The 13,183-nt window shown below is 62.6% G+C and carries 13 protein-coding genes and 1 pseudogene; 9 read left to right on the top strand and 5 right to left on the bottom strand.

The window, feature by feature from the left end:
* Positions 1–322 precede the first annotated feature (322 nt).
* Positions 323–1,324, top strand: a complete 1,002-nt coding sequence (locus tag MPARV_RS0118505) for a hypothetical protein (RefSeq protein ID WP_157789725.1) — start codon at positions 323–325, stop codon at positions 1,322–1,324.
* 843 nt (positions 1,325–2,167) lie between these two features.
* Here MPARV_RS0118505 and MPARV_RS0118500 read toward each other — a convergent pair.
* Positions 2,168–3,031 (bottom strand): nucleotidyl transferase AbiEii/AbiGii toxin family protein, encoded by an 864-nt coding sequence (locus tag MPARV_RS0118500; RefSeq protein ID WP_081582439.1) that lies wholly within the window; start codon positions 3,029–3,031, stop codon positions 2,168–2,170.
* The gene (locus MPARV_RS0118495; protein ID WP_012228423.1) at positions 3,028–3,576 is read right to left on the bottom strand and encodes a hypothetical protein; all 549 of its coding nucleotides are present in this window, start codon (positions 3,574–3,576) and stop codon (positions 3,028–3,030) included. The genes MPARV_RS0118500 and MPARV_RS0118495 overlap by 4 nt, the downstream gene beginning before the upstream one ends.
* An 839-nt stretch (positions 3,577–4,415) precedes the next feature.
* Between MPARV_RS0118495 and MPARV_RS23135 the strand changes: the two genes are divergently transcribed.
* From MPARV_RS23135 to MPARV_RS25000, 6 genes and pseudogenes are all read left to right on the top strand, one after another.
* Complete coding sequence (locus MPARV_RS23135) at positions 4,416–4,847, top strand: helix-turn-helix domain-containing protein (RefSeq protein WP_238538860.1); 432 nt, start codon at positions 4,416–4,418, stop codon at positions 4,845–4,847.
* 449 nt (positions 4,848–5,296) lie between these two features.
* Complete coding sequence (locus MPARV_RS25005) at positions 5,297–5,815, top strand: SLATT domain-containing protein (RefSeq protein WP_157789724.1); 519 nt, start codon at positions 5,297–5,299, stop codon at positions 5,813–5,815.
* 323 nt (positions 5,816–6,138) lie between these two features.
* Positions 6,139–6,462 (top strand): restriction endonuclease, encoded by a 324-nt coding sequence (locus tag MPARV_RS26200; protein ID WP_020379304.1) that lies wholly within the window; start codon positions 6,139–6,141, stop codon positions 6,460–6,462.
* A pseudogene (locus MPARV_RS26195) lies at positions 6,459–6,782 on the top strand (GNAT family N-acetyltransferase); the annotation flags it as partial. The gene MPARV_RS26200 and the pseudogene MPARV_RS26195, both read left to right, overlap by 4 nt.
* Positions 6,783–7,346: 564 nt before the next feature.
* On the top strand, positions 7,347–8,504 hold the full coding sequence (locus MPARV_RS25730; RefSeq protein ID WP_238538895.1) for a hypothetical protein: 1,158 nt from the start codon (positions 7,347–7,349) through the stop codon (positions 8,502–8,504).
* 38 nt (positions 8,505–8,542) lie between these two features.
* Positions 8,543–8,965, top strand: coding sequence for a hypothetical protein (locus MPARV_RS25000; protein WP_157789723.1), 423 nt, complete (start codon positions 8,543–8,545; stop codon positions 8,963–8,965).
* A gap of 688 nt (positions 8,966–9,653) precedes the next feature.
* Here MPARV_RS25000 and MPARV_RS0118465 read toward each other — a convergent pair.
* A complete protein-coding gene (locus MPARV_RS0118465; RefSeq protein WP_020379301.1) occupies positions 9,654–9,992 on the bottom strand; it encodes a DUF5615 family PIN-like protein in 339 nt (112 codons plus the stop codon).
* Positions 9,989–10,210: a DUF433 domain-containing protein gene (locus MPARV_RS0118460; protein WP_031279302.1), complete on the bottom strand. Its 222-nt coding sequence runs from the start codon at positions 10,208–10,210 to the stop codon at positions 9,989–9,991. The genes MPARV_RS0118465 and MPARV_RS0118460 overlap by 4 nt, the downstream gene beginning before the upstream one ends.
* A 315-nt stretch (positions 10,211–10,525) precedes the next feature.
* Here MPARV_RS0118460 and MPARV_RS0118455 point away from each other — a divergent pair, with 315 nt between their 5' ends.
* Both MPARV_RS0118455 and MPARV_RS0118450 read left to right on the top strand, forming a co-directional pair.
* Positions 10,526–10,864: a hypothetical protein gene (locus tag MPARV_RS0118455; protein WP_157789722.1), complete on the top strand. Its 339-nt coding sequence runs from the start codon at positions 10,526–10,528 to the stop codon at positions 10,862–10,864.
* A 421-nt stretch (positions 10,865–11,285) separates the two neighbouring features.
* The gene (locus tag MPARV_RS0118450; RefSeq protein WP_157789721.1) at positions 11,286–11,831 is read left to right on the top strand and encodes a hypothetical protein; all 546 of its coding nucleotides are present in this window, start codon (positions 11,286–11,288) and stop codon (positions 11,829–11,831) included.
* Positions 11,832–12,527: 696 nt separating this feature from the next.
* Here MPARV_RS0118450 and MPARV_RS21700 read toward each other — a convergent pair.
* Positions 12,528–13,183: tetratricopeptide repeat protein (locus MPARV_RS21700; RefSeq protein ID WP_020379297.1), on the bottom strand; the 656-nt coding region annotated here is incomplete at its 5' end.

Raw genomic sequence — 13,183 nt, 5'->3', positions numbered from 1 at the left:
CGACCGTGCCAGGCAAGAGTGGTTCACGTACAACGTGTCTACCGGCCGCTCCACGCGTGGTTCGGTCAGACCACTTTTAGGAGGACACGCCACACTCCTCATGTGAGCAGTGATCATCGCCCGCGCCGCCGTCGGGCGAACAAGACGCACTAGCGGGAGCCCTTCCGTGGCGGGACCTGACAACAGCAAGGTCTAGGTCGTCGCTCGGGCCGCTGGGCGGCTCGTAGCCTTCGACGAAGCGATGTTCAGGTTGATTGGATTCGAGTAGGTAGAGTGAGTCTGTACGGGTGGGGTGCTAACCGAACTACACGAGGGGCGACCGATGTCGAGAACACTTCGAATGATCGTGGCGATGATCGCACTGGCGGCGACGTTCGTCGTGGCCAACCAGCCGGCCGGAGCCCAGGACGACACCCAAGCGTCGCTCTGCGTGCCGCTTGAGGCAGTCATCGATAGCTCCCAACAGATTCAGTTCGCCGACGCGGCTGGCATCGCGGATACTGGCTATGTGGGCGAACTGATCGTTAGGTTTCGGCCGAGCGCCCCCAGCGATCTGCTCCCGTTGCTGGACGAACTGGATGCGTTCGTCGACGACGTGTCCGACGAGATCGCTGCGGCCGGTGGCATAGGCGTCCTGACCAGCGAACAGCGGGCCGACCTTCAGCAACGAGGCGCTGCGGCGATCGCCCCGATCGTTTCCTACCACGACGTGAACTGCCCAACTCCATCAGCGCAGCTCTCCCCAGAATGTTCGACGGGCCCGCTTCGAGTTCCCGCCCTGCTGATCGTGCGACCCGGGTCTCAGCCGGTCGACGTCGTGGCCGGATCGGTTGAGGCGACCCTCGATGCGTTTGTTGTGCAGATGATCGTGGTGCCGTCCAATGTCGGTGTCGATGACGTCACGTTGAACGGCGAGTCGGCCGGGGTGTCCGTCGTTGACGGGCCGGCCTGCCCATCCGCCGACTTTCTGGCGCAGATGGCCATCACGTTCCAGGTCCACTTCACGCCCGGATGCGCCACGTCGAAGCCGCCGGTGGCTCCACAGCTCGAGGTGACCGAGCAGTATCCGGGCAGATTTCCATTTCCGTTCACCGTCGACCTTGTGGCCGACGGCGAACTGTTCACCGTCGACTATCCCAAGAACCCCTCCATCGAACTCCCGGCCAACGCCGTGGCGCCTAGGGAGCTGACCTTCGCCGGCATCCCGGTCAAGGTGATCGTGGAACCGCTCGGCTGCGACCCGCCGTCGAGCGGCGCCAATCCATCGTCGGCAAATGATGGGGCCCCGAACGGCGTCCCACTCGCTCCCAAGTTCACCGGATGAGCCCGGCGATCCGACCCTCCCGCAGTCGGGCCGGTTCCTGGCTCACCCTTGGCGGCTGAGCCACTCGATTAACGTGATCGGCCGTCACTTGGCCCGACCGACCCCCGAGTTGAGGGGGTGGCCGTCCTGCTGAGCTGGCACCGTGCGGAGGCCAAGCGTATGGCCGCCGCCGCAGCTTGAAGCGCTCGACACCTGGGCGCCGCCGTGGGGGCCACCCGACGCGTTCGAGCGAGACCAGACGCGATTGGAACGCATGGGAACACATCGCCCCGGTACGCCATCGAATAGACCACGATCTTCGCCATGCCCAACCAGCCTTTGGGACTGCCGCGTGATCGGTTGACGTCGCGGTGGACAGGCAGCTGAGCGGCTCTGAGGTGACCCCTTCGCAGTGGTCTGGCTGGCTGGGTCACCCAACGGGGACCCCTCAGCCGCCCGGTAGGGCGCAGTTCGCACCGAGTCCCAGCGACACTCCTAGCTGTTCGAAAGTGAACCAGTTTGTGGCCCGTAAGTGGCCCGCCCATTTTTTGAATAGGCGTCGGATCCTTCAAAATCCTTGCAATTGCAGCGCTTTGGAGCCCGAGAGGAGAATCGAACTCCTGACCTGCGCATTACGAGTCAGTCCAGTTAGGTAGTAGGAGATCGTGGGGCCTGGTACCAAGCGGGTTTTCGGGCGCTCGCAACACCAGATACCACCTCCTACCGCGCGATACACCGGAGAATGTGGACCAATTGTGGTCTGTGCCGAGGCGGTCGATCGACCTAGCGTGCCCCCATCAGCGAGCTGCGCAGGCGGGCGCCCGCAGTGACACGTCGACGCAGTTGCCGAGGAGGTTGCTGACGTCATCCAGCGGAGGTTTGCTCTGCCTCATCGACGAGTGCTTGAAGCCATTGCACAGCGCTATCAAGTGGGCGCACGTCGAGGCCTTCGGAGGCGGCTTGATAGCGGTCGTCCCAGCCCGGCCATTCACGCACTTCCGGCGGCCATGGCGACACCCGCCGGGCGGCAAAGAGTCTTCGGCCGATCCTGGCCACCTCCCTGAGATCTGGAGGGTCGACACCTACAAGTATCTGGAGGTCGACGAGATCGTGGGCGCGTTCGTTGCCGCCTTGCCGGTTCGGTGTCGTGCAGGCGTGGAGCTTCTGCGCGACCTGGTGCTCGACAGCGAGCACCGCAACGGGCTCAGGAGTCGGGAACCCAAGTCGTTCGATGACCTCAGCGATCCCGGCATCCAGGGCCAACGCAGGTGCTGCGGTCGAGCCGACCTCGTCGTGTCCCAACTCGAATTCAATCGTCACGTATGACTGCCCGGCATAGGCCAGCTTCACTTCGAAGGGGTGCATCACGTACTCGCCGGGAACGTCAGGCGGATCAGCAGGAGTCCGATCGACAAGTCGTCCGGTGAAGCCCTGCCACCCGTCGGCCAGGTGAGCGGACAACTCGGCCGCATAAGTTTCGACGGTGTGATCGGCCCCTCGAGTGGCATCGAGGTCGCGTGTAACTCGGCTCGCGTGGTCGCCGGTCCGGAACTTGATTGCGGCGCCGCCCTTGACCACCCCCGCTGGCAACAGCTGGGCGATCACCGTGTGGGCAAGAGAGGTGCGAGTCCGGAGTTCGTTGAGATCGAGCGCGTCGCAGATGTTCCTGAGACGCTTTTCGAGCGACACCCGGTGGGCCGGAGGCCCTTCGTAGGAAGGAATACTCATGCGGCTCCTTCCAACTCGGCACGAAATTCTCGCTGTTCTGCGACGCTGAGCAAACCATCACGCCTGGCATCGTCGACCGCTACCAGCAGCCGATCTGACATGACCGTGTCTCGACAGGTTCGGATCGCGTGGGCGACCGTGGCCGACGGGATCGACTCGTAGGAGGTCAGGTCACCGTCGGGCAGCGTCTCGCGCTCGATGGCGATCCATTTCGGAAGCTGGGCTCGGACACGCCGCGACGTGCCCACGCGAACAACCTGGGGGTTGACCTGCCCTAGTTCGTGCAGCGCCAGAACCGCATCGCCCGTGAGGTGTGCATCCCCGCCCACACGAGCAACCGCCTCGAAGAACCGATCGAACCGCGTCGGCGGAAGATCATCAAACCGATAGAGGCCATAGGCCACATGACGGATCTGCCCACGAGCCGCCAACTTGCCCAACTCAACGACCGGAATCTCGAGATCGTGGGCGTCAGCGGCACGCACGTACCCATACTGGCCGACAGCGAAGTCCCACAACCGTCGTCGATACGATTCCGCCCTCATGGCGCGACATTACCACTAACAGTATGGTTGCGTCACGGCTGACTGAGGTCAGTGACACCTGAGACCCGCACAACACCACTCCCGGAATTCGCCCTCAGCACCCCTGCGACTGCAACGGTTTTGGGTGATCGGGAGGAGAGTCGAACCCCTGGACTGGGAGTTTCTCGTCAGTTTCTGCGGGTCGTAGGAGTTGGTAGGCGCCGGTACCTGCCACCGGTTGGGGCGACCGCACCACCCGGTACCACTCCCTACGGCTCAATACGAGGAGTATGTGGACTGATTGTGGACCGAGCCATCCGCGGCTCTGCGTTAGAGTCCTCAGACCGCTGCAATTGCAAGGTTTTTGGAGCCCGAGAGGAGAATCGAACTCCTGACCTGCTCATTACGAGTCACCCCAGAAGAGTCGTAAGAGCCGGTAGGGCCCGGTACTGTTGAGCGCCATGCCTGATGAGCATGGGGGCCAGGGTTTGAGACACGTTGCGTGAGGACGGGGTCGTCCTCACCATCATGTCCACCCTGAGCGAAGGGGCAATCAGGACGAACCGACCGTTCTGGCGGTGAACGCCAATCGGAGGTCAGGCTTCAACACGAACTCGCCCTCCCCGCCGGCCGTCTCGACGGCCACACTCAAGGAATGCTCTTCTTTGCTGTTCGTGCTCGATCCCGAAGCCGCCGCCACCCGCGTCGCGGATGGCGTCCAGCCCTGCCCAGCGTCGGACTGCTCGGGATTCTTCCAACCCTGGGGCTCCGCACGAACCCGACCGGTGCGGCTTCTCGGTGGTGGCACCGACTCGGTGACCCCACGACGCGCACGCTGCCGTCAATGCGATCGCACCCACGTGTTCATCCCAGTCCGGGCGTTCCCGAGACGCACCGACAGCATCGAGACCGTCTGGGCGGCCCTCGCCGCCGCCGCTCAGGGGCTGGGACACCGGAAGGTAGCCGAACAGGTCGGGGTGCCCGCCACAACGGTCAGAGGCTGGCTGCGTCGAGCACGGGCCAATAGCGACATCATCGCGAATCGAGCCAGAATCTTCCGGTCCGACCTGGAGCGCTACAAGCCCGATCATCTTCCAAAGTTCGACACGCCGCTGGCGTGCATGGTCCACACGGTCGCCGGTGCAGCATGCGCGTGGAAGCGGCGCTTCGGAACAGCCCCACCGGTGCCCGGCTTGACCGGCACCCTTCAGCAGATCGGGTCGTTCATCACCGGCGGCTGGCTGCTGATCGCGAACGTGCCCCTCTCAAAGCAGTGGTGGAGACCCGGCTGACACCCATCCCGGTCTGCTTCGTCGCGCCCGAGAACCCGCCAACGACAGTTCCGATGAGGACGCACACCCCAAATCCATCCTCACCATGAGTGTCCAGCCCATCCTCATCCAAGCTGGCGGTCAACAGGTACCAAGCGGATTTCGGGGTCCTCCCGACAACAGATACCACCCCCTACCGCGCAATACACCGGAGAATGTGGACTAATTGTGGTCTGCGGGCACATCCATTCGGCACCGCTACCGACTCTTGGCGAGCCCGCGTATCAAGCGATTCCGGAACAGCCATGACTCCAGATACCACCCGCGCTGTGTGCCGGGGCTTGGGACCCGTCGGTGGCCCGATCTCCACTGGTCTGGCTAAGCAGACCGAACGTAAGATCGCCCCCTTGCCCATGCGAGCTCGGAGTCGCCACCTCCCAAGGGCCCGCCGAGTCAGAACGAAGGACAAATTGAACGACGTCGCAGACCCCGGCATCTTGGGAGCGGCCAGCGCTCCTGCTTTCAGCAGTGCAATGGTTGAGGGGCTCGACGACCTCACGCTGGCCCACATGGTTAAAGAGCGCTGCGAGGCAGCGCTTTCCTACGCCGAAAATAGAGGTCCGAAGTGGCGTCGGCTCGCCAGTCTGACGAAGCTTGCTTCACTCGCGTTGTCCGCTGCAGCGACAGTCATTCTCGGTCTTTCCTCGCTTAGCCCTTTGGCGGCCGCTGGTTTTGTATGTTCGGCCCTTGTAACGACTCTCGGGGCCATCGAGCCCTATTTCAATTGGAGATCTCGCTGGGTGCTAGCGGAGAAGGCACTCCACGAATGGCATCGAGTCGATGACGACCTCGAGCTCTATGTGGCGGCGGCGCGACCGATCGACCGTGAGATGCTTCTGGAATTCGATCGTCGACGAGCTGCGACGTGGAACGATTTTTCTGAACAGTGGCTCGTCGCCCGCCGCTCTGCGCCCTCCGAGTCCGGCTAATCCGGTATCAAGCAACATTCATCTTGCACCCTGATCGTGTCCGTGCAGGCTCTTACCCCGCTGTTGATCGAAAGTGGAGAGCCTGCTTCCAAGGTCGCCGCGACAGGGCGCCATAGACGAGCGCCTGAACGAGGGTGCATCCACACCTCTGCAATCGCTACCGTGAGGGGTCCCCGTTGAGTGGTCCATTTGGGCCACTACGAAGGGTCACCTCAAGTGGACCTTTCCGACTCGCAGGAGACACGCGTGACAGGTCCAGGCGTGCGGCGGAACTCTCTCGGCTACGTTCGCCGGATGGGTATTCTCGGCGCACCAGCGCTTCAATGACAACGGTCAGGCAGCCACTCGGATTTTTTGCCGAGTCAGCCAAGTGGCTGCCGGCGAAGAGAAGGCGCTTCGACGACTCCTGTGAGGGGTTCCCGCAGAACGTTCCGATCTGGTCGGAGCAATTCGATGCAGTCTGGTCATGGCACGACTGGCCCAATCGTCCAGTCGGCCTTCCGGACACTGGAATTGATCCCGTTGCGCTAGAGCGGGGTAGTGGTGACATCGTTGCCGTGCAGCGCAAGTTCTACGCGCCAACGGCGTCGTTATCTTGGCAGAACACTTCGATGTTCGTGGCGTTCTTGTCTCAGGTCGAAGGATGAGCAGCGACGAGTTCCCGGTTGTTGTCCGTGACGGGTACATAGCGGACCTTCGGAGGGTCCTGGCGCTCCTCAAGCAATCGAAGTCCACTATCGGATTTCTCCCGGATGCGGCTGTCGAAGAGAGGCTCCGAAAAGGAACCCTTCTCGTCGCATCTATCGACAACCGGATCGTGGGCTACCTCCTCTTCGACCTCGTCGATGACACCGTCGCAATTCGTCAGCTCGCCGTCGATCGGGCAGCCCGAAACCTCGGTGTCGCAAATGCGCTGATGGACGAGCTCGTCTCTCGTTACGAAGGGTCGCGACGCGGGATACGACTGTGGTGTCGCCGTGACTACCCGGCCAACGAGGTGTGGCACCGCCTTGGATTCAGTCCGCGCAATGAGCGCAGCGGCCGGGGCAAGAAGACCACGGTCCTCACTCTGTGGTGGAGAACCTTCGGACAGCCTGACCTCTTCAGCCTGGCGCGCGACGAGGACGACCGTCCCCTGGCGGCCCTCGATACGAACCTGCTCATCAGAGGAGCAGACGGCGACTCGGAGGTCGTCGAGGACCTTCTCGCCGACTGGGTGCGTGCCGAAGTCGCGTTCGAAGTAGTCGATCACTCTCTTGTCGAGATCAACAGGCACGGCGAGGACGAGACGCGGAAGCAACACGTTCAGTACGCGAGTTGCTTTGACAGCGTTCGCTACGCACCCGAGGTTGCCGAGAGTCTGCTCAAAGCCGTCACTGCCGTCCTCGGTAGTGCTGCGAAACCGCATCAGGACGACATCCTCTTGGCGACGCGCTCAGCAGCCGGCGGCGCTCAGTGGTTCGTGACCGAAGACGCCCCCTTTCGCCGCGCGTGCCGTGACGCCCTAAACGATGTTGCGGAGATCGACGTCGTGTCATTGCCTGAGATGCTCATCGCTGCCGATCGTTTAACGCGAGACGAGACCTACCACGGGCGGTATCTACAAGGCACTGAGATTGAAGTTCGAGAAGTGGAAAGCGGCGACCTCGACATCCTCGCTGAGGCGTTCCTGAACCAGAAGGCTGGGGAGACATACAAAACCTGGCGCAACCACCTTGGCAAAATCGCCACCGACGTCGGGAGCACCCTCATCCGAGTCTTCAGCGACACCGAGGGTCCACTGGCGCTTGCTGCGATCACCGAAGGGGATGTGCTGAGCGTACCGATCTGCCGAGTCCGTCGGGGCCCAGCTGAGCCAACGCTTGCCCGTCAGCTATTGGGCTGGCTGCGAAACCACTGTGCGCAGACCTCATCGATCGCCATCGAAGTGACGGACCCCAACCCGGGACAATGGATCGAAAATCGGCTTACGAGCGAAGGGTTCTTCGAGGCAACCTCACCGACAGCGGTTCCGATCAGTGGAATCGTCACCTTCAATCAGATCGCTGATGTGCTCGACACATACCCACTCGGTTCACCCAGCTTCAGCGCCCAAGCCGACGACATTCGTCAACTGGCAAAGACACCAGCAGCAGCGCACTCCCTCGAATGCGCGTTCCATCCGGCAATCGTCATCGACACCGCGCTGCCCACGATCCGGGTGCCAATCAGCGCCCACTTTGCCTCCGAGCTCTTTGATCACGTCTTGAACGAGGGCCAGCTGTGGCGACGGGATCGAGCCGTCGCACTGCGTAGGGAACACGTCTACTTCCGCACTCCGACGGCAACCGCTCTACTTCATGCACCGGCGCGCCTACTTTGGCAAGTCACGGGTCCGAAGCGCCACGGAGGCGGTGCGCTGCGAGCGCGGTCGATTCTCGACGAGACGGTGGTTGGCGACGTCGATCAGTTGATGAACCGGTTCTCGCATCTCGGAGTTCTCAAACGTGACGAGATCGCAGCCATGGCGAAAGAGGGCAAGGTCATGGCGCTGAGGTTCTCGCACACCACGGTCTTCCCGCATCCAGTGAGCCTTGACGAGTACCGTCGCATCATGGATGAAGTCGAGCCGGGCAGAGGTCTGACGCACGTCGGGCCACAACCCGTAACCGAACAGATGTTCCTTCGACTTACTAGGGTCGCCGAATGACATCTCCGCTCGTCCTGCTGTCGGTTCGGTCTCCCCACGTGGACCGTTTGCTGTCCGGCGAGAAGACTGTGGAGTTCCGTCGTCGACCATGGCGCGTAGCTGACGGAGCAACCGTGTTGCTCTACGGTTCTCGGGACTGGCGGGCCATCGTCGGGTCGATGATTGTGAAATCGACCACAGTTGGTTCGCCATCGGCAATGTGGACGGCCCATGGTTCAAAGTCGGGCCTGGCACGCAGCGAATACCGAACGTATTTCGCCGGGGCAGGCGTCGCCGTTGCTATCGAGGTGGGGGGCGTCCGATGCCTAGAGGAGCCGCTGACGCTTGAGGAACTGCGTCGTCGTAGCCCAAGTTTCCAGGTCCCACAGAGCTATCGGTTCATGCCAGCGGAAGAAGTTGCAGTCGTACTGAACGGTGAGCGCGTAGCGCTGTTTGCTGCCCAAAACGGCGCTAAATACTGACGGTTATAGCGAAAGCGAGTCGAGACGTGGTGGCTCCCGCCTATTGAGAGGGCCCCTTCGGTAGTGGTCCGGCTGGCGGGGCCGCTCAACGAAGACCCCTCAGCCGCCCGGTAGACGCTCGGCATCTTAAGGCGGGCACCACCCATGACCTGTCGCAGCCTGGCACGCCGGGCGCAGATCGCATCGAGCCCCAGCGGCAATCCTGGGTGTTCGAAAGTGAACCAGTTTGTGGCCCGTAAGTGGCCCGCCCATTTTTTTGAACAGGCGTAGAAGTCCTCAAACCCCTGCGATACCAACGCTTTTTGGAGCCCGGGAGGAGATTCGAACTCCTGACCTGCGCATTACGAGTCAGTCCATATAGATAGTAGGAACTAGTAAGGCCTGGTATCTAGCGGTTTTTGGGGTACTCGGGTCAGCGGATACCACCTCCTACCGCGTTATACGCCGGAGTTTGTGGCCCATAAGTGGCCCGCTCCGCCGTCGAGCAACTCGACCTGGAAGGCCATGGAGGTCATCGGCGTGGCTGACCCTACGCACGAGCCGTGGTCGACCTGACGATCTGCGTGACCGGCGCTACCCAGTGGGAAGAGCCGTCGTTCTGCACGTCGGCCGTCGCTGACCGGTGGCGCAACGGCCGGGCTGCGCTCTGCCCGACTCATCTGGGTTCACACGGACCGAGATTGGACTGTCACGTGGATGGAATAACGAGAAGAGCCTCATCGGCAGAGGCTGAGAAGGCAGCAATCGCATTCCGATGACTGCGCAGCGTCTCGAGCATGGTGAGCGTGGACACGTTGCCGAGACGCAACCAAACGACCTTCGGGGGCGGCCCGTTCAGAAACGCGAGCTGCCGAAAATCAGAGTCCTTCGACACGATGACCAACCCTTGGTCCGCCGCGTACTCCCAGATCTCGACATCGGTCGCCGTGTCGAGATCAACGCCGGTGACGTGCTCGCTACCAGGGAACTCGACAGCGAGCTGTCGGACAAGGTGCCGGGACAGGTTCTGGTCGAGCAGCAGCCTCACGCCGGGGTGGCGAGCCGCCGCTCACGCATCGCCGCGAACTCGATCGCAGCTCGAACGTGCGCTGCGGTCAACTCGGGAAAATCTGCGACGATCTCCTCGACCGTCATGCCCGATGCCAGATAGTCCAAGACGTCATAAACCGCTATCCGCGTCCCAACAAAACACGGCTTCCCGCTTCGCACCCCGGCACGAGTCTCGATCACCGACGTCAGCTCCATGAACGTCAGGCTACTCGCCAACGCACCCTTGCCGAGCCGTTCAACCCGCCGAAACCCGGCGTCTCACCACGCCGACGGCCAATCCCAAACACAACGTGTCACCGTCCCTCCGGTGACCAATCACTACTTTGATGCTTGACACCGCTTTCCCGAACGGTGACGATCGAGCGATCATCACCTCGCAAGGCGGTTGATCGAACTTGAGGAGCGGCAAACAGATGCTCGGCGTGCTGACCACATGGCCCATAGTGCGCCGTCGAGACCAGGTGTAGTCCTAAGTTGCCGCTTTGGGACCTAGCCCGCAGTGTCCTAGCCGTGCTGACCGTCGGGGTTCTCACGGTGGTCTTTGCCACGACCAACGGCGAGAATATCCAGTCCGTCGCCGTGCCCGTGGCGCTCGTCTACGCCGGCTGGTGGGCTGTCGGCCCCTTGCTGGCCCTCGCATGGGCTCGGCCCGCACCCATCGCTGTAGCCATCTGGGTGCTCAGCCTGGCCATATCTCTCTTTCTCCTTTACGGGCTCTACGACAGCACCAGTTCGACCAGTGGCATCGGGCTGCTGACAATCCCTGTGGGCGTGGCTGCCGCGAATGTGGCGGTCGTTGCTGTATCGCGTGTCCTGTCCGGGCGCGACGAGAGTTCGGCAAGGACCTGAACGTGTCGTGACCGACTGGGTTGCCGCCCAGGACCGGTTCGTTGGACAGCGCTGGCTGAATCTGGTCCCGTCGTGTCGGAACCGGTCGTATTTGAGATTCCATCGGGCGGCGGCGGGGCTTCTGAGTCACGGTAATACTTCTTACCGGGACCCAGAAGCCGACCGGCACGCCGGGCGCCGTTCGTTCTCCGTGCCAGCGGCAGTCGCTGGGTGTTCGAAAGTGAACCAGTTTGCGGCCGGTAGGTGGCCGCTCAGTCGGACCTCGCGATGATCGGTGGTTTCAGCCCAGCCGCCGGCCGATGAGCTCGAGCGCTGTCGGTTGTGACAGGAACTGGCTGGGCCCGGAATCGGATCGACCGGCTGCGGGTCACCTATTGCGGTCGCATCCCATGTGAGTCACGTCCACGATCGATGGGAACGGGTGAGCCATGATCGTGGGATCGCTGTGCATGTGTTTGTCGATGAGTCGCTGAGGAAGCGGTACCTGCTCGCTGCTGCCTGCGTGCCGGTCTCCGAGCTCAGCGACACCCGCGTTGTCATGCGAGGTCTGCTCTTGTCGGGCCAGCGCCGTTTGCACTTCACCGAGGAAAGCAAACAGCGGCGGAAGGTGCTGCTTGTTGAACTCTGCGGTTTGAACGTTCGCGTTCGCATCTACTCAGCGGCAGGAAAGCCGACTCCGGCACGGTCCGCTGCGCTCGACGCGCTTCTGGCTGACCTTCCGTCGATGGGGGCCCGCCGGTTGGTCATCGAGGGCCGAGGCCGTTCACAGGACCAGGTCGACGTTCGTCAGGTCGCTGGAGCGCAGCACACCGATCGAACTGTCAGGTCAATGGAGTACGACCACATGAAACCTGCGGAGGAGCCGCTGCTGTGGATCGCCGACGCCGCAGCGTGGGCCTACGGTGCCGGAGGGGACTGGCGCCGCCGAGCGGATCCGATGATCGACGACGTCACCAAGTTGGGTTAGAACGCGCAGAACCCCGGCTCACCTCGTCCGAGGATGGCACCGGGGCTCACTTCCGCAGGCTCGTGCCTTTGGCAGCACCCAGTATCGGCCTACCCGGCGTCCATGTCAACACACCGGAATCCAACGGGTCGTTCCACACCGAGACTTGCGGAGCCTCCAGAGTCCGGAGTGCACGGGGGCCCATTGGGCGCACCGCCCATAATCTGTCGCCGACCGGTACGCCGGGCGCAGTTCGCACCGAGCGCCTGCGGCAATCCCGGGTGTTCGAAAGTGAACCAGTTTGTGGCCCGTAGGTGGCCCGCCCACATCTTGAACGGGCGTCGAATTTCTCGAAACCCTTGCAATTGCAACGCTTTTTGGAGCCCGGGAGGAGATTCGAACTCCTGACCTGCGCATTACGAGTCACCCCAGAAGAGTCGTAAGAGCTGGTAGAGCCTGGTACCAAGCGGTTTTCGGAGTCTTCCCGACAGTAGATACCACCCCCTACCGCGTCATACGCCAGAGAATGTGGACTAATTGTGGTCTGCTCAACCGGACCGGTCTCCGCCCAGACCTCCGAGAATCGTCGACGCAATCGACCGTACGCACGGGCCGGGGGCTGGCGTCGCTGGCAGGGCGGCAGGAGCCCCCCAAACGGCACTGACCGACCTACCTTGCTGCACGATCGGGGTGTGTCGGTGGATCGTTGGTGGCTGACTATTTGTCGGGCATCTGCCCGGGTTCGTCTTCGTGATCGGTCAGCCGCTCCCGAGCCAGCCGGACCACCTCCAGCATGGCTGATTCGGTGTCATCGCCGAACCGGGCAACCACCCCGTCATAGACAGCGATCGCCTCGTCAGAACGCCCCAACACACCGAGCCGGACACCTTTGTTGAACAGCGCCATGGCGACCCGTTCGCGGACCGCCGGTTCGGTGTCATCGCCGAACCGGGCAACCACCCCGTCATAGACAGCGATCGCCTCGTCGGAACGCCCCAACACACCGAGCCGGACACCTTTGTTGACCAGCGCCTTGGCGACCCGTTCGCGGACCGCCGGTTCGGTGTCATCGCCGAACCGGGCAACCACCCCGTCATAGACAGCGATCTCCTCGTCAGAACGCCCCAACACACCGAGCCGGACACCTTTGTTGAACAGCGCCCCGGCGACCCGTCCGCGGACCGCCGGTTCGGTGTCATCGCCGAACCGGGCAACCACCCCGTCATAGACAGCGATCTCCTCGTCAGAACGCCCCAACACACCGAGCCGGACACCTTTGTTGACCAGCGCCCCGGCGACCCGTTCGCGGACCGCCGGTTCGGTGTCATCGCCGAACCGGGCAACCACCCCGTCATAGACAGCGATCGCCTCGT

It is taken from the genome of Candidatus Microthrix parvicella Bio17-1, from assembly GCF_000299415.1.
Classification (GTDB): Bacteria; Actinomycetota; Acidimicrobiia; order Acidimicrobiales; family Microtrichaceae; genus Microthrix; species Microthrix parvicella.
Note: the sequence above shows the minus strand (reverse complement) of the source record. Positions and strands in the feature narration are given on the sequence as shown.

Coding starts and splice junctions, on each gene's coding strand:
- MPARV_RS0118495 (WP_012228423.1), bottom strand. CDS start 3,576: ATGAGGGCGGAATCGTATCGACGACGGTTGTGGGACTTCGCTGTCGGC.
- MPARV_RS26200 (WP_020379304.1), top strand. CDS start 6,139: ATGACAACGGTCAGGCAGCCACTCGGATTTTTTGCCGAGTCAGCCAAG.
- MPARV_RS0118500 (WP_081582439.1), bottom strand. CDS start 3,031: ATGAGTATTCCTTCCTACGAAGGGCCTCCGGCCCACCGGGTGTCGCTC.
- MPARV_RS0118505 (WP_157789725.1), top strand. CDS start 323: ATGTCGAGAACACTTCGAATGATCGTGGCGATGATCGCACTGGCGGCG.
- MPARV_RS0118460 (WP_031279302.1), bottom strand. CDS start 10,210: ATGGAGCTGACGTCGGTGATCGAGACTCGTGCCGGGGTGCGAAGCGGG.